This is a genomic window from Bacillus paralicheniformis, assembly GCF_001042485.2.
Classification (GTDB): Bacteria; Bacillota; Bacilli; order Bacillales; family Bacillaceae; genus Bacillus; species Bacillus paralicheniformis.
This window is the reverse complement of the sequence record NZ_LBMN02000023.1, coordinates 71,244-87,718: the sequence shown is the minus strand read 5'-3', so window position 1 is coordinate 87,718 and position 16,475 is coordinate 71,244. Positions and strand designations below refer to the sequence as shown.

The window sequence follows — 16,475 nt, the reverse complement described above, 5'->3', positions numbered from 1 at the left end:
CGTTCTTACCATTTAAATATTATAACAAATTCAGCCCCTTTCGAAAAACGGATAACGAATAAACGATAAACGTGCAGAAAGCACAAAAAAACCGCCGGTGCTCAGTGCCCTGAGCCAGGCGGTTTCATGACATCATGAAGATGATTCAGATTGATTTGCTTTGACGCGGTCCAGCGCCATGATATAAGCGTCATTTCCGTAGTTCAGGCAGCGTTTCACCCTGGAAATGGTCGCGGTGCTCGCTCCGGTTTCCGTCTCAATTTTGTGATACGTGTTACCGTCGCGCAGCATTCTGGCTACTTCGAGCCGCTGAGCCAATGACTGAATTTCATTTATTGTGCATAAATCATCGAAAAAACGATAGCATTCTTCGAGATCTTTTAGTGATAGTATGGATTGAAAAAGCTGGTCCAGCTCTCTCCCGCGCAATTTATCGATCTGCATCTTTACACACCTTCTCCTTTGCTAATAGAAACCTTGCTGAGATCGGGAACGACATTGATCCACGTTTTTCCCGGCACAAACGGAACGGTCTTGCCGTCCGTCTTCGGTATGATCCGGCCGTTTTCGTTCTTCCAGCTGATCCGATGGACTTCCCCGTTTTGCAAAAGGAGTCCTTTTCCGCCTGAACGAAGGTCAATATCCCTTCTCCCGTACGCATCTTTCATATGATGTTCGGCTTCCGCTATTAGAATGTTTTGAAGAACAACCGGTTCTTCTGTTTCAAGGTCTGTTGTCAAAATACCGTCTGACTTTCTCACATAGCCTTCAACCTTTTTATCATAACCATATTCGACACGGTTTGTAACGGATTTTGTTCCGTAATCTAACCGTATAGAATAAAGCGCATCCGAAGGTTTGTCAGGGCTTGCTTTAAAAGTGAGCGGTTCTGTGCGGGTTTCGATGGCATATCCTTTGTCATCTGCTGCTTGCTTTACATTTTTATATGACGTGTACGAATTATGCGGCGCTTCCCGAAAATCGGCCCTCCAAAACAGGCTGCCGTCGTAATCCATCCCATTGATATGATCGGCGTCGCCGTTCAACAGGCGGCTTTTTGCACCCGGACTCCAGCCGTGATGCACCAAGAGGCTGTCAAAACCGAGAGCCAAATCAATGAAATACTCCCGGGCGCTGCGGACTGGGCCAACCGCTTCAGGCATGTCGCTTTGATAGATCGCCAACAATCGTGTGATCGGTCCTTCACTGAGAGCTTCAATGACAATGTCAGCCTTGCTTAATCCCGACTGCGGCCGTGCTTTTGAATGATTGTTCACCACAACGGCAATGGGCCGCTGCCGAATATCTCCGTCCGCCTTCAATCCTGTCAGCGGATGAATGTTCTTTTCCTTTTCCTGCTGTTCCTGCGACTGGCACGATGCAAGCAGTAAAAGAGAAGCAAAACAAAGCAGTACTCTTACATATCGATTCACCATAGATTAGCTCCCGCTCTTTTATATTTTAACGCATTATCGATGGAAAGAGTACAGTTTTTTTCATCACATCAAAGATCCCTTTCGGCGTCACCCTGATATAAGGCAGATGAGTGCTTTGCAAAAAGAGCAGGGTGTAGATCGGGTCGTCAAACGTATAGCCTCTTTCAAACAAAAGCTCTTTTAACGTCTTTTCCCTTTCAAGCACCTTTTCATACATCTCATTTGATGCGCCGCCGCTTAAATGAAGAGGAATTTCGTGCAGGATTTTTCCGTTTTCCGCTAATACGATACCTCCCCCGATTTCTTTCATCCGCTTGAAGGCCAAAAGCATGTCTTCCTTGTTTTTGCCGACCGCGATAATATCTCCCGTTGTCGAATAGGAGCTGACGAACCCTTGGACGCGGGTTGCAAAGCCCTTCAGCATCGTATTGACACGCCATTTTCCGTATTTGTCGAACAGCGAGAGATAGCTTTCATCATGGTCAAAAGAAAGCTGGTTGACAGAGTTGTCAATCTCAATCGTATAAGGCTCCATAATCACGGAATTCCTCATTTTTAAGCCGAGCGGCATGGAAAACTGCAAGTCATCCATCGTTAGATCATATGAAAGGTTCAGAGGGACAAGACCCCCTTTTTGCCAATCCGGAACTGAAAACGCATTCATATTTACGCCGCCTGATTTGATCAGCCGCCCTTTTGCCAAAACTGTCTCCGGATTCGGTTCATCAGGGCTATTCAAAATGTTGAGCGTTGCGTATCTGCCCGGTGCCACCACACCGAGGATATCCTCCATATGATAATACTTAGCGATATTAAACGAAGCCATATTATAGGCATCGATCAGCGGCACGCCCTCTTCGATGGCAATTTCAATCAGCTTGTTTGTCATGCCTTCTTTATAAAAGTTCGGCGTTGCACCGTCCGTTGTATAAAACATATGGTCATAATGGTGAAAGCCGTCTTCGTGCAGCTCGCGCAAAATCTTTCGCAAATCAGGACGGATGGAAGACTGCCTCAAGCCGACGTGGTATCCAAGTTCAAGCCGCTTCAGCACTTCCTTTCCAGTCATGGCTTCATGATCTGCATCAGCGCCGAAAAGCTTCATCTTCGTGAGCGTTTTTTCCGATGCCCCCGGAAAATGGCCCTCGATCCGCTTTCTCCTTCTTTTCGTGCACTGCATGCAATGAAGGAGCAGATCATCGCCGTCCAAGAGGCGCGGCCAGCCTGTCATTTCTCCTCCCTGGATGACGTCCGGGTGTTCTCCCCAACGTTTTCGGTAATCGATCGATAAAATTTGATCTTCATTCAACACTTCAGTCTGCAAGTCATACCTTGACCACCAATAGTAGTGGACAGGCTGTTTTTTCAGTTCTTCCAATATAGAAAACGCTTTCTTTTTTCCGCAATGCAAAAGCAGAAACAAGTTGTCATTTACGAATGTCGTCGTTCCAAACTGTGACACATATTCAGCCAAAGTTTGGGGATTATAAATTTGAAAAGGATGGACATGCGGCTCAATATACCCGGGTACAATGTATTTTCCTTCACAATCTATTGTAGTTTTAACAGCCGTCTTCGGCAAGTCACGGCCGACGTAAACGATTCTGTCATGATGAATCCATACGTTTGCCAGAATCCATTGCTTTACATACGGGTTCAGTACAGAGGCATTTCGTAAAAGGAGCGTTGGCTGCAGCCTTGAACTTACAACATCAACTTGCGATCTGATGTGTTTGTTTTTCCAAATTAAGGTGCGTTCGGACATTCACATACTCTCCTTTACATGTAATGATCCTATGTTAACACATTTACTATCGTCACGCATTACCAATCCGTTACAATTTTTCGAAAAAACACTTTATTTAATTATTTAAATAGGAGGAATGAAGCATGAAGCAAAACATCGGACTGTTTGACGCCGTTTTTCGCATTGCCTGCGGACTGACGATCCTGTCGGCGGCAGCGGCAAAGTTTACGAGAAAACCGTGGTGCAGAATGACGCTTTTCTGCATGTTTATGGGGGCGATGAAGGCCGCTTCCGGCATCTTGCGATTTTGTCCCATGACATATGTCTGCCAAACTTATATGAAGCAGCAGGGAGAAGCTGGCGAACAATCGTAAAAAGCACCTTTTATAGGTGATTTCAGACCGTTGACAAAATAGGTCGGATTTCTAAGGTCCTACCTATTTTTTGTCCAGTTTATTTTGTTTTTTCGATGAAAAGGACGGCGGTTAGGGCCTTTCCATGTCCATTCATGTCAGCGAAAACAAGCATCGCCTGCATGGACAATTTTTTCTTTCCCCACAGGGTTGTCCAGCGCAGGCCATGCCGCAAAAAACCCGTTCGATGGTTTCGCGCATGGAGCGATGCCCAAACACGTATTGAATCAGAACCATTTTGATCAATACAACGGGATCAATGCTTGGACGTCCTTTTGAAGAATAAAGAGGGGCAACTTTTTCATAAATAAATGAAAAATCCATGGCTTCTTCCATCTTCCTGACCAGATCATCTTCAAGGACAAGTTCACTTAAGGCAACGACTTCAAGCTGTTCACGCTGATCTTTTGAGTGCTTGGACAACATAGTAAAACCTCCAAAATCTAGATTCCACTCACATTTTTTTAAAAAAAGCTTGTCGATGAAGCCACTTTTTATGACTTTGTCGACAAGCTGAAACATCCTAAACCGGGATGCTTTTTTCTATTCGGTCAATTTTTCAATCTGGCCCATCACATCGCTGATCTGCTGAGCGCTTTGCACCAATTCTGACTGCTCCAGCTTCTCGACTGTTAATTTTCCTTCCTCAACACTTTTCAAAACATCCTCAGCGCTTTTTTGCAGTGTTTCATTATGCTTCTCGATGGTGTTATGAATCTCGGCTGCGGCATGGGGAGGGGTTAATTCATTAAAATCGGCTGCAGCCTGCTGGATAGACTCAAGCTGAGTTTCCAGCTTTTCTTTTGCACCCGTGTCGTTTACAGCCTGTTCAGCCAAGGAAGGCGCCTCCTCCGCAAATGTCTTCACTTCTTGGATATATCCGGCCGCTTCATTTGTATAGTTCAATCCGTCATTCACCTGATCAAGCATTCCGCATCCGCCTGCACCTAAAAGGCCCATTCCGGCAAGAACTATAAGAATTCTTTTCATTGTTTGCCTCCTTATCGTTTCTTTTTCATTTTTTCTTTCAAAATCGGAATTAATTTTTCTTTCGCCAAAGGCAGACCTTTCTTCACCAATTCACGCTTCAGCCATTTCCCGAGCTTAGACACGGTCAGTCTCCTTTCCCTTTTGATAAAAATGAAAAAACTCCACCGATTTGGTGAAGTGGATAAACAAAAAGACCTTCACCAAATCAGATTTGGCAAAGGTCTCGCTAACAATTAGATTGCCAGCAAAGCCGAGGATCTAGGACATCCCGTAATGACGACTTTACTGTGACAGCTACTCCCCTTTGGAGTATTCATTTTTATTACTTTCATTTTAAGGCACAAGGCTTATCCAGTCAAATTCCTGCTGGCCGGCTTATGAAAGAAATGCCCTGTCCGTAAAAAAACACCTTCTTGGGAATGAAAGTGGCAGATTGTTGACGAAATCCTAAAACGGTTTAAAGTTTTAGGATTTCGTCATCTTTTATAGGGGCTTTTTTGATATTGAATGAGGTCATTTTTGCAAATGCTCTCTTATACAATCTTCACATAAAATCAAGCCGTTGCTCTCCAGAAACCTTTTGACATGGGTGATTCCTGATAATCCGACGGGCTTGTCTATGTAATAAAATGTCTCGTCTTTTGATATTTGTTTTTTACACCTTTTGCAGGTTACATGACTCATATGCTTTCTCCTTCCCTATCACTGTCTTAATAAAATGGTACTAAAGGTTAGGCGATTTTTCCACCAACAACAAAAAAGCACCACTTCAGGCGCTTTTAAAATTAGTATGGCGCCGTTTTCCCCGCTGACTTCACCCGCAGACGGAATTGTTTCAAGCCGTACATGCTGCTGTCCGCCATCGGCGCGATCGCAAGCTTTTCCATCGAGGAATACTGCTTCAGAAGCCCCTCAAGGGCAATCGTTGCTTCCAGCCTCGCGAGCGGAGCGCCTAAGCAGAAATGGATGCCGTGGCCAAATCCGATATGCGGGTTCGGATGACGGTGAATATCAAATTCGTGCGCCCTTTCAAATTTCGCTTCATCACGGTTGGCAGAAGCAAGAAAAGCGACGACGCCTTCTCCTTTTTTCAAACTTACTCCTCTGATCTCGGTATCCTGTTTAACGAAGCGCACGATCATCGGCGCAGGCGCCCGGAAACGGACGGCTTCCTCGACGGCCTGCGGAATCAGTTCAGGATGCCTGGCGAGCTCGTCATACGCACCCGGTGTTTCGAGAATGCTGTAGACCGCATTTGAAATCAAATTGGTCGTCGTTTCATTCCCCGCCATCAAGAGCAGGTTGCAAAACGGAACCAATTCATCAGGAGAAAGCTTGTCCCCTTCTTGTTCGGCTTTGATCAAGAGCGAAATCAAGTCATTGCCGAGGTTTTGTCTTTTCTCTTCGATCATCTTTTCAAAAAACGCGGTCAGCTCTTCTTCGCCTTGATCCCTGATATTTTTCCACTCGTTCACATCTTCTTGCCGGTCGCTCTTCGGCAGGCTGACCAACACGTCGGACCATTCTTTGAAATGGTGCTTATACATTGAAGGAACGCCGAGCAATTCCGAAATAACGATGACGGGCAACGGATATGAAAAATCCTGTACAAGGTCGATCTCTTCCCTGCCGCGGATTTGAACGAGCAGTTCATTCGTCAGTTCGCGAATGCGCGGCTCCCACTCTTTCATGACACGCGGAGTAAAAGCCTTGTTGACGATCGATCTGATTCTCGTGTGTTTCGGCGGATCCATGCTGATCAACGTTTTCGCAAACGTATTGCCGGTTCCAAGCTGATGGAACTGATTTGAAAAAAAGTCTTTGTCGCTGATCACTCTTTTGACATCGTCATAACGGAACACACTCCACACCTTGCTGTCTTCATCATAGTGAATCGGTGATTCGGTGCGCATTTTTTCATACCATGGAAACGGATCATACGGGTCTTGTCTGTTCTTTCCGTTAAGCAGCGCTTTCTGAATAGGGTTCTGCTGTTTTGTTTGACTCATTCGCTTTCACTCCTTCGGTTCTTGTCAGCTGATTCATGAAGTTCAATATGTTAGTTTAAAATTAAAAGAATCCACCGGATCATTCAACCAACAAATGGAAAAGAAGTGTCGAAAAAGTTTGAGGAGGCGGCTGAAGTGGCTGACAGCTACCGCGGGGACAAGCGGATTACAAAATCGAAAACAAGTTTAAAAAAAGCCTTGTTTGAACTGCTGGCTGAAAAAGAATGGGGAAAAATCTCTGTACAGGATATTACGCAACGGGCAAACTTGAATCGAACGACATTTTATCAGCATTATCAAGATAAATACGATTTGCTTCATCAAAATATGAGAGACATGTTTGAAGCGATGAAAGAGGATATTTTTTCGCCGCTTGATATAGATTGCAGCGGGGAAAAGCCTGAAGCGTACTGGTATGTGCTGCGCTTTTATCAGCATTTACAACAGAACTGCGATGATTTTGCGATTATCATCAACAGAAGATATGAGCTGAACATTAAGGAGCTGCTTAATGATTTTTGGAATGACAGCTTTTTGACGGGGATCAAAAAAACGGCAGCTGCCGATACTAACCGCTCAGTGCCTCTTGATATCCAGCGGCGATTTGTGATTTCCGCCTTTGCGGGCACAGCCGCATGGTGGCTTGAAAATGGCATGCCTTATCCGCCCGAATTGATGGCTGAATCGTTGATCAAAATGATCCAAAAAAATTGACGAAAAAAAGAGACAAAACGGGTGCTCCCGCTCTGTCTCTTCACCGGTTATTTCTGCGCTGCCTTGAGCGCACGCGCGCCGATATCCGTCCGGTAAAACAGCCCCGGTTTTCTTACTCGTTCCACCGCTTGATAGGCTGCTTCCCTGGCCGCTTCAAACGTCTCGGCAAACGCCGTGACATTGGCGACGCGGCCGCCGTTTGTCACAAACTGACCGCCGCTTTTTTTCGTGCCTGCGTGAAAGACGACGGTCTGTTCCATATCAGGCTCAAGCGTGCTGATCGGCGTGCCTTTTTCATAGCTTTCCGGATAGCCGTCAGATGCTAGAACAACGGTGACTGCCGCCGTATCCTTCCACTTCAGCTCCACTTCTTTGTCGGCGAGGAGGTCAAGCAAGACTTGTACAAGGTCTGATTCAAGACGCGGCAGTACGACCTGGGTTTCCGGATCTCCGAATCTCGCGTTGAATTCGATCACTTTTGTTCCTTTTTCGGTTAGCATTAAGCCAGCATACAAGACTCCCGTAAACGAACGGCCTTCTTCAACCATCGCTTCGGCCGCCGGCTCCAAAATCGTTTTAACGGCGTCTTCAACGACCGCATCCGAAATCTGCGGCACCGGGGAATATGCGCCCATTCCCCCTGTATTCGGGCCTTTGTCTCCGTCAAATGCCCGCTTGTGATCTTGCGCGATCACCATCGGATACACTTTTTCACCTTTGACAAAAGCCATCAGCGAAAATTCTTCACCGCTCAAAAATTCCTCGATAACGACAGAGGCGCTTGCATCGCCGAACTTTTCATCTTCTAAAAAGTCATGCAGACACTGAACCGCATCTTCGGCTGTCATCGCGACTGTGACGCCTTTTCCAGCGGCAAGCCCGTCAGCTTTGATGACGATCGGCGCGCCTTTTTCCTCAACATACGCCTTTGCTTTTTCAAAAGATGTAAACGTTTCGTATTCTGCTGTCGGTATTTGATATTTTTTCATCAGATCTTTGGCAAACTGCTTGCTTCCTTCAATCACCGCTGCTTTTTTCGACGGACCGAACACCGGAAGACCCGCTTCTTCAAATGCATCAACAAGCCCTTCGATTAAAGGGACCTCGGGACCGACAATCGTCAGTCCGATATTGTTTTCCTTTGCGAAAGCGAGAAGCCCTTCGTGATTGCCTTCATCTAGATCAACGAGTACGGCGGTTCCGGCCATTCCGTCATTGCCGGGCGCCGCATATACAGTGCCGACAAGGGGGCTTTGCGCCGCTTTCCAGGCGAGCGTGTGCTCCCTGCCGCCTCTGCCGATAATCAATACGTTCACGCTGGTCACTCCCTTAATGTTTGAAATGGCGGATTCCGGTGAACACCATCGCGATCCCGTATTCATCCGCTTTTTGAATCGAATCTTCATCACGAACCGATCCGCCCGGCTGAATGATCGCCGTCACACCGGCTTTAGCCGCTTCTTCGACCGTATCAGGCATCGGGAAGAACGCATCCGACCCGAGCGCGCTTCCTTTCGCTTTCCCGCCCGCTTGCTCAATTGCGATTTTCGCGGAGCCGACGCGGTTCATTTGCCCGGCGCCGACGCCGATCGTCATATCGTCTTTTGCCAGAACAATCGCATTCGATTTGACATGCTTCACAACTTTCCAAGCGAGCTTCAAGTCAGCCCATTCTTGTTCGGTCGGCTCCCTTTTCGTCGGAATTGTGATGTCGGCGTCGTCAAAGCCGTGCATATCCAGATCCTGAATCAATAGCCCGCCTTGAACAGATGTCAGCTGCTTTTCGTTTTTCACAGGCTGATTAACATCGAGGGTCAAGAGACGAAGGTTTTTCTTGGATGTTAAAATATCAAGCGCTTCTTGGCTGAATGCCGGCGCGATAATGATTTCCAAAAAGATGTTGTGAAGCATTTCAGCCGTCGCTTTATCCACTTCGCGGTTCAAGGCGATGATGCCGCCGAAAATCGACGTTTCGTCAGCGGCGTATGCTTTGTTAAACGCCTCTTCGATCGTGTTGCCCGTCCCGACGCCGCAAGGGTTCATATGCTTGACAGCAACCGCAGCCGGCTCGGTGAACTCGCGGACGATTTGTAGTGCTGCATCCGCGTCTTTGATGTTGTTGTAGGAGAGCTCTTTTCCATGCAGCTGTTCAGCAGAAGCGATTGACCCTTTGACAGGGAGCGCACTTTGATAAAAGACTGCTTCCTGATGCGGATTTTCGCCGTAGCGGAGCGATTGCTTTTTCTCAAAAGTGACGGTGAACTGTTCAGGCTCTTTTTCGCCGGTTACGTTTGTTAAATAGTCAGCGATCAACGCGTCATATGCTGCCGTGTGGCGGAACACCTTCGCTGCCAGCTCGCGTTTTTTCTCAAGAGAGACGCTGCCGTTTTCTTTCAAGTCGTTCAATACAGGGCTGTAGTCGCGGGGATCGACGATGACCGCCACGTCCTGGTGGTTTTTCGCTGCTGCGCGAAGCATGCCTGGACCGCCGATGTCGATATTCTCAATCGCTTCTTCGAATGTGACGTCTTCTTTAGAAACCGTTTCTTTAAACGGATATAAATTAACAACGACAAGGTCGATCGGCTGGATTCCCTGTTCATTGAGCTGCGCCATGTGTTTTTCGTTGCCGCGGACGGCAAGAAGCCCGCCGTGAATATTCGGATGAAGGGTTTTCAGACGGCCGTCCATGATTTCGGGAAAGCCTGTCACTTCAGAAATGCCGATAACGTCAACGCCGTTTTCCTGAAGAAGTTTGCTTGTGCCGCCCGTTGAAATCACTTCAACACCAAGTTCTGTTAATTCTTTTACAAAAGGGACAATGTTCGTTTTATCAGATACGCTGATTAATGCGCGTTTGATCGTCATTCCTTTTCACCTCTGCCATTTAGTTCAAGAAGATCTTTGATTACTTCGGGATAAAGCTCATGCTCCAATTTGTGGATCTTTTCTTCAAGAGACGCGAGTGTTTCGCTTTTTTCAAGCTCAACGGCGCGCTGGGCGATAATCGGACCGGTGTCCATGCCTTCGTCTACATAGTGAACTGTGATGCCCGCGACTTTCACGCCTGCTCTGTACGCTTGTCCGATCGCGTCGATGCCGGGGAACGCCGGCAGGAGCGACGGATGGATGTTGATGATTTTATTTCGGTAAGCCGAAAGAAGCGTATCGCCGATCAGTCTCATATACCCCGCCAGGACAATCCATTCCGCTCCGTGGAGGCGGAGCTGTTCAACGATCACCTGTTCAAAAGCCGCTTTATTTTCGAACGATTTCGGCTGGAATGCGAACGACGGGATTCCGGCTTTTTCCGCTCTTTCAAGCACTTTCGCATCGGGCTTGTCACAGACGACAAGGACGATTTCGGCATCCCAGTTCTCTTCTCTCATTCTTCTTGCGATCGCTTCAAAATTCGTTCCGCTTCCTGATGCAAATACCGCGAGTTTTCTCATGAAAGACCGGCACCGCCAAACTCAACGCCGCTTCCGGCTTTCACTCTGCCGATGAGATAAGCTTTTTCACCGTTGTTTTCGAGCGTTTGAATCACGTCTGTCATATCCTCTTCTTTCACCGTAAGGACAAACCCGATTCCCATATTGAAAACATTGAACATTTCCTCGGACTTCAGGCCGCCTTTCTCCTGAATGAACGAAAAGACAGGAGGGACGGGCCAGGAGCCGATGTCGATTTCAACACCGAGGCCATCAGGCATCATGCGCGGCAGGTTTTCGATAAAGCCGCCGCCGGTCACGTGCGCCATGCCGGCAATTTTGCCTGATTTCACTGCTTCAAGGACAGGCTTGACATAAATTTTCGTCGGCTCTAAAAGCTCTTCGCCAAGAGGCCGTTCAAAAGGTGTATACGTCTCATCAAGGTTCAGACCGGCATCTTCAAGAAGAACTTTCCGAACGAGAGAGAAGCCGTTGCTGTGAAGTCCGCTTGAAGAAAGTCCGATTAAAAGGTGCCCTTCGCTGATGTTTTCGCCCGTGACGATGCCATCTTTTTCAGCAGCTCCGACTGAAAACCCGGCAATATCGTATTCATCCTCTGTATAAAGACCCGGCATTTCCGCCGTTTCTCCGCCGACAAGCGCTGATCCTGACTGTACACAGCCTTCTGCGACGCCTTTTACAATCTCTTCAATTTTGACGGGATCGGCTTTTCCGACCGCAAGGTAATCGAGAAAGAACAGCGGCTCTGCTCCTTGAGCGAGCACATCGTTGACACACATAGCGACGGCATCGATGCCGATCGTGTCATGCTTGTCCATCGCAAAAGCGAGCTTCAGCTTTGTGCCGACACCGTCCGTTCCCGAAATCAGAACCGGCTGTTTGTACGGCAGTTCTGACAGGTCAAACATGCCGCCAAATCCGCCAAGACCGCCCATTGCGCCGATTCGCTTCGTTCTTTCCACATGTTTTTTCATTCGTTTTACGGCTTCATATCCGGCTTCAATATCAACCCCGGCGTTTTTATAGCTTTCAGACAACACAATCCACTCCTTATTCCGCGCTTGTCCATTCGTAATATTCAAAATCAAAAGAGCAGCCGCATCGCTTCTGCTGCCCTTTATTCATTTCAGGAGGCGCGGCGCTTCAAGAGCGCCGGCCGGTTTATTTTGTCAAAACGGCTTCTTTCACGTGAGGAAGAACCGTATCCTGATAAATCTCGGTCGGGTATTTTCCTGTAAAGCAGGCCATGCACTGCCCGCAGTTTTCGTCTTCATACTGTCTTCCGATCCCGGAAAGGAGTCCTTCAATGCTCAAGAATGACAATGTATCGGCGCCGATTTCCTGACGGATTTCTTCCACTGAATGGGAGGACGCGATCAGTTCTTCATGCGTTGATGTGTCAATTCCGTAAAAGCACGGATGGGCAATGGGCGGGGAACTGATTCTGACGTGCACTTCCGTCGCTCCGGCTTCGCGCAGCATCGTCACAATCCTGCGGCTCGTCGTCCCTCTCACGATAGAATCGTCTACCATGACGACGCGCTTGCCTTCAACGACCCCGCGGACGGCTGACAGCTTCATTCTCACGCCCTGCTCTCTGAGCGACTGTGACGGCTGAATGAACGTTCTGCCGACATAGCGGTTTTTGATCAGTCCGAGTTCGTAAGGAATTCCCGTCGCTTCGGCATAGCCGATCGCCGCTGAAATGCTTGAATCCGGAACCCCTGTCACCACATCTGCTTCAATGCCTGATTCTTCAGCAAGCTTTTTGCCGAGATTCTTTCTCGCGCTGTGAACGTTAATGCCGTTAATATTGCTGTCAGGTCTTGAGAAATAAATGTACTCCATGCTGCAGATCGAGCGGTTGATGTTGATGGAGAACCGCTCTGACTTCATGCCTTCATCATTGATGATCAGCATCTCGCCCGGTTCTACATCTCGCAAATATGTCGCGCCGACCACATCAAACGCACACGTTTCAGAAGCGACGACATACGCGTCCCCGAGCATTGCGATAGACAGCGGTCTGAGTCCGTTCGGATCAAGCGCTACGATCATTTCCTTTTCCGTCATGATCAGGAAAGCATAAGCGCCTTTCAGCATGGAAAGAGCATTTTTAATCTGATCTTTCAACTCGAAGTGGCCGCTTCTTTTAATTAAGTGGGCGAGCACTTCCGTATCAGAAGACGTTTGAAAAATGCTGCCCTGGTTTTCAAGCTGCTGTTTCAGCTGACTGGCGTTTACTAAGTTTCCGTTGTGCGCAAGCGCAAGGCTGCCGTTGTTTTGCGAATGGAAAAGGAACGGCTGGACGTTTTCGAAGCCGCCGCCGCCCGCCGTTGCATAGCGGACATGGCCGATCGCTCCCTTTCCTTTCACCATTTTGAGCTCGCCGTTTTGAAAAACTTCGGTAATCAGCCCCTGGCCTTTGTGGGCGGACATTTTTTCGCCGTCTGTCGCGACGATGCCGGCGCCCTCCTGCCCTCTGTGCTGAAGGCTGTGAAGGCCGTAGTACGTAATTTGCGGTGCTTCTTCATGCCCCCAAATCCCAAATACGCCGCATTCTTCATTTAAGCCTTTGATTTCAGCAAGCATGGGATAGCTCCTTTCCATGCGCTTTCGAGCTCTTCTATCTGCGCATGAATCCATTGTTGTCCTTCCTGGCTTTGAACAGACAGCGCGCTGTCTGACGTTACTTCGCCGATGAGCTCGGCGTCTTTGACAAGCTTTTCGAACGCTTCTTGATGCTCTTTTTTCACAGAGACGATAAACCGTGATTGTGTTTCGCTGAATAACAATGCAGATTCGCCTGCAAGCGTTACATTGGCGCCGAGTCCTTGAGAAGATATGACGCTTTCCGCCAGCGCCACGCCGATGCCGCCTTCTGAGACGTCATGCGCGGACTGCACGAGCCCTGTGCGGATCGCTTTCAGAAGCGCTTTTTGACGCGCTTGTTCGACTTCCAAGTCGATGGCAGGCGCTTTGCCGTAAATCTTTCCTTCGGACAGTTTTTGCAGCTCGCTTCCGGCGAACTCAGGGAATGTTTCGCCGATGACATAAATCAAATCGCCCGCTGCTTTAAAGTGCTGGGTCGTAATATGGTCTGTATCTTCGATCAGTCCGACCATTCCGATGACAGGCGTCGGGTAGATCGCGCTTCCGTTTGATTCGTTGTAAAGAGAGACGTTTCCACCGATGACCGGTGTGCTGAGCACGTTGCACGCCTCGCTGATCCCGTCTGCCGCTTTTTCGATCTGCCAGAAAATCTCCGGCTTTTCCGGATTCCCAAAGTTGAGGTTATCCGTAACGGCAAGCGGTTCTGCTCCGGAGCAGACGATATTGCGGGCCGCTTCAGCGACAGCGATTTTCCCGCCTTTTTCCGGATCGAGGTACAAGTAGCGGGCATTGCAGTCCGTTGTCATGGCAAGCGCCTTTTTCGTGCCGCGAATCCGCAGGACGGCTGCATCAGAGCCCGGTGCGACAACTGTGTTCGTCCTGACCATGTAGTCATATTGGTCATAAACCCATTCTTTGCTCGCAATAGTCGGCTGCTTTAACAGCTCGAGAAGCGTTTCTTTCGCATCTTCGACTTTTGGTGCAGGAACGTCTGTTTCAAGGAACTCTTTATAATAAGCCGGAACTTTTGACGGCTTATGGTAAACCGGCGCTTCCTCTGCAAGCGCATCAACCGGAAGATCGGCAACCATTTCCCCGTTGTGGAAAAGGCGCAGCATCTTGTCGTCTGTCACGTGACCGACAGCCACAGCTTCAAGATCATACTTGTCAAAAATATCGATGATCTCTTGTTCGCGGCCGCGTTCGATGACTAAAAGCATGCGCTCCTGAGATTCGGAAAGCATCATTTCGTACGGCGTCATCCCTGTTTCGCGCTGCGGGATCAAGTCAAGGTTCATCTCGATGCCCGATCCGGCTTTGGATGCCATTTCCGCGCTTGAACTTGTCAGTCCTGCCGCACCCATGTCCTGAATACCGACCAAGGCGTCTGATTTGATGACTTCCAGACACGCTTCAAGAAGCAGCTTTTCCATGAATGGATCGCCGACTTGCACAGCCGAGCGTTTTTCTTCTGATTGGTCAGACATTTCCTCTGAGGCGAACGTGGCGCCGTGGATGCCGTCGCGCCCCGTTTTCGCACCGACGTACATGACGGTATTGCCGACGCCTTTCGCCTGCCCTTTTTTAATATCTTCATGGTTGATCAAACCGACACACATCGCGTTGACAAGCGGATTGCCTTCATAGCAGCTGTCAAACTGAACTTCACCGCCTACGGTCGGAATGCCGATGCAGTTTCCGTATCCGGCAATGCCCGCGACTACTTCTTCAAACAAGTACTTCACACGCGGTGAAGTGAGTTCACCAAACCGGAGAGAGTTCAAAACAGCGATCGGACGCGCGCCCATTGAAAAGACGTCGCGGATGATGCCGCCCACACCCGTTGCAGCTCCCTGATAAGGCTCAATCGCTGACGGATGGTTATGCGATTCGATTTTAAAGACAACCGCCTGATTGTCGCCGATATCGACGATTCCTGCGCCTTCCCCCGGCCCTTGCAGGACGCGTTCGCCTTTTGTCGGGAACTTTTTCAGGATCGGCTTGGAATTTTTGTAGCTGCAGTGCTCTGACCACATGACCGAAAAAATCCCGATTTCCGTATAGTTTGGAAGCCTTCCGAGAATCGATTCAATCATGGCAAACTCGTCATCGCTGACACCCATTTGCTGATAGAGCTTCTCTTCCTTAATTTGTTCTTGACTTGGTTCAAGCAGTAGCGACATGAGTTTCCCTCCAATTTTTCACGATAGATTGAAACAGTTTAAGACCGTCGGCGCTTCCGAGCAGAGAATCGACTGCGCGTTCAGGGTGAGGCATCATGCCTAATACATTGCCTTTTTCATTGACGACGCCTGCAATGCCGGCGACGCTTCCGTTGATATCCGTTCCGTATGTGAAAGCGATTTGGTTGTTTTCTTGTAATCCGGCAAGCGTTTCTTCATCACAGTAGAAGTTTCCTTCGCCGTGCGCGACCGGAATCGTGATGGATTCGCCTTTGCCGTAGGAAGATGTAAAAAGCGTTTCATTGTTTTGGACAACCAGTTCAACCGGACGGCAAATAAATTTCAAATCTTTGTTGCGTCTCATCGCGCCCGGCAAAAGACCGAGCTCCTGCAAAATTTGAAAGCCGTTGCAGACGCCGAGCACCGGCTTCCCTTCTTCAGCCGCTTTTTTGACGGCCGGCATAATGTTTGCGAAGCGGGCGATCGCGCCGCATCTTAAATAATCCCCGTATGAGAATCCCCCCGGAATGAGGACACCGTCATATTCATCAAGACTTGTTTCTGTATGCCAGACGTATTCAGCTTCTTCGCCAAGCTCATCCTTGATCGCGTGGAACATATCGATATCGCAGTTTGAGCCCGGCAGCACAATCACCGCAAATTTCACTGTGCGACAACCTCCTCGACTTCGTATCTGTAATCTTCAATCACCGTGTTGGCCAAAAGTTTTTCGCACATTTCTTTGACGAGAACGTCAAGGTCGCGGTCCGATTTTTCAATTGTGAGCTCCATGTATTTGCCGATGCGGACGTCCTGAACTTCTTTGTAGGACATGCTGTGCAAAGCATGCTGAACGGCGCTCCCCTGAGGATCTAAAACACTCTCTTTTAAGCTGACATACACTTTCACTTTGTACAT

Annotated in this window: 15 protein-coding genes and 1 pseudogene; 2 read left to right on the top strand and 14 right to left on the bottom strand. The window is 48.5% G+C overall.

Annotation, left to right across the window (positions count from 1 at the left end; translation table 11 throughout):
- Nucleotides 1-132: 132 nt before the first annotated feature.
- From ACH97_RS15700 to ACH97_RS15690, 3 genes are read right to left on the bottom strand one after another with little or no spacing between them, the layout of a single operon-like run.
- On the bottom strand, nucleotides 133-444 hold the full coding sequence (locus ACH97_RS15700) for a YerC/YecD family TrpR-related protein (protein ID WP_003179568.1): 312 nt from the start codon (nucleotides 442-444) through the stop codon (nucleotides 133-135).
- Nucleotides 445-446: 2 nt separating this feature from the next.
- On the bottom strand, nucleotides 447-1,433 hold the full coding sequence (locus tag ACH97_RS15695) for a DUF3048 domain-containing protein (protein ID WP_025810323.1): 987 nt from the start codon (nucleotides 1,431-1,433) through the stop codon (nucleotides 447-449).
- Nucleotides 1,434-1,461: 28 nt separating this feature from the next.
- Nucleotides 1,462-3,201 (bottom strand): adenine deaminase C-terminal domain-containing protein, encoded by a 1,740-nt coding sequence (locus ACH97_RS15690; protein ID WP_020450449.1) that lies wholly within the window; start codon nucleotides 3,199-3,201, stop codon nucleotides 1,462-1,464.
- 125 nt (nucleotides 3,202-3,326) lie between these two features.
- Here ACH97_RS15690 and ACH97_RS15685 point away from each other — a divergent pair, with 125 nt between their 5' ends.
- Entirely contained in the window at nucleotides 3,327-3,557 is a 231-nt protein-coding gene (locus ACH97_RS15685) for a YgaP family membrane protein (protein ID WP_020450448.1), read from the top strand.
- A 201-nt stretch (nucleotides 3,558-3,758) separates the two neighbouring features.
- Here ACH97_RS15685 and ACH97_RS23505 read toward each other — a convergent pair.
- From ACH97_RS23505 to ACH97_RS15670, 3 genes and pseudogenes are all read right to left on the bottom strand, one after another.
- Nucleotides 3,759-4,022 (bottom strand): annotated as a pseudogene (locus ACH97_RS23505) (transposase); the annotation flags it as partial.
- A 117-nt stretch (nucleotides 4,023-4,139) separates the two neighbouring features.
- Nucleotides 4,140-4,586 (bottom strand): DUF6376 family protein, encoded by a 447-nt coding sequence (locus tag ACH97_RS15675; protein ID WP_050820904.1) that lies wholly within the window; start codon nucleotides 4,584-4,586, stop codon nucleotides 4,140-4,142.
- A gap of 785 nt (nucleotides 4,587-5,371) precedes the next feature.
- A complete protein-coding gene (locus ACH97_RS15670; protein ID WP_048350357.1) occupies nucleotides 5,372-6,595 on the bottom strand; it encodes a cytochrome P450 in 1,224 nt (407 codons plus the stop codon).
- A 135-nt stretch (nucleotides 6,596-6,730) separates the two neighbouring features.
- Between ACH97_RS15670 and ACH97_RS15665 the strand changes: the two genes are divergently transcribed.
- Nucleotides 6,731-7,309 carry a TetR/AcrR family transcriptional regulator gene (locus tag ACH97_RS15665; protein WP_050820905.1) on the top strand — a complete coding sequence of 193 codons (579 nt, stop codon included), beginning with the start codon at nucleotides 6,731-6,733 and terminating at the stop codon, nucleotides 7,307-7,309.
- 47 nt (nucleotides 7,310-7,356) lie between these two features.
- Here ACH97_RS15665 and purD read toward each other — a convergent pair whose 3' ends face one another.
- From purD to purS, 8 genes are all read right to left on the bottom strand, one after another.
- Nucleotides 7,357-8,625: a phosphoribosylamine--glycine ligase gene (gene purD / locus ACH97_RS15660; RefSeq protein ID WP_050820906.1), complete on the bottom strand. Its 1,269-nt coding sequence runs from the start codon at nucleotides 8,623-8,625 to the stop codon at nucleotides 7,357-7,359.
- A gap of 13 nt (nucleotides 8,626-8,638) precedes the next feature.
- Nucleotides 8,639-10,177 carry a bifunctional phosphoribosylaminoimidazolecarboxamide formyltransferase/IMP cyclohydrolase gene (purH, locus tag ACH97_RS15655; RefSeq protein ID WP_048350358.1) on the bottom strand — a complete coding sequence of 513 codons (1,539 nt, stop codon included), beginning with the start codon at nucleotides 10,175-10,177 and terminating at the stop codon, nucleotides 8,639-8,641.
- The gene (gene purN, locus ACH97_RS15650; protein WP_048350359.1) at nucleotides 10,174-10,761 is read right to left on the bottom strand and encodes a phosphoribosylglycinamide formyltransferase; all 588 of its coding nucleotides are present in this window, start codon (nucleotides 10,759-10,761) and stop codon (nucleotides 10,174-10,176) included. The genes purH and purN overlap by 4 nt, the downstream gene beginning before the upstream one ends.
- Nucleotides 10,758-11,798, bottom strand: coding sequence for a phosphoribosylformylglycinamidine cyclo-ligase (gene purM, locus ACH97_RS15645; RefSeq protein ID WP_048350360.1), 1,041 nt, complete (start codon nucleotides 11,796-11,798; stop codon nucleotides 10,758-10,760). The genes purN and purM overlap by 4 nt, the downstream gene beginning before the upstream one ends.
- A gap of 124 nt (nucleotides 11,799-11,922) precedes the next feature.
- Nucleotides 11,923-13,353, bottom strand: a complete 1,431-nt coding sequence (gene purF, locus ACH97_RS15640; protein WP_048350361.1) for an amidophosphoribosyltransferase — start codon at nucleotides 13,351-13,353, stop codon at nucleotides 11,923-11,925.
- On the bottom strand, nucleotides 13,329-15,557 hold the full coding sequence (gene purL, locus ACH97_RS15635; RefSeq protein ID WP_020450438.1) for a phosphoribosylformylglycinamidine synthase subunit PurL: 2,229 nt from the start codon (nucleotides 15,555-15,557) through the stop codon (nucleotides 13,329-13,331). The genes purF and purL overlap by 25 nt, the downstream gene beginning before the upstream one ends.
- Entirely contained in the window at nucleotides 15,541-16,224 is a 684-nt protein-coding gene (gene purQ, locus ACH97_RS15630) for a phosphoribosylformylglycinamidine synthase subunit PurQ (RefSeq protein ID WP_020450437.1), read from the bottom strand. The genes purL and purQ overlap by 17 nt, the downstream gene beginning before the upstream one ends.
- Nucleotides 16,221-16,475, bottom strand: a complete 255-nt coding sequence (purS, locus tag ACH97_RS15625; RefSeq protein ID WP_003179532.1) for a phosphoribosylformylglycinamidine synthase subunit PurS — start codon at nucleotides 16,473-16,475, stop codon at nucleotides 16,221-16,223. The genes purQ and purS overlap by 4 nt, the downstream gene beginning before the upstream one ends.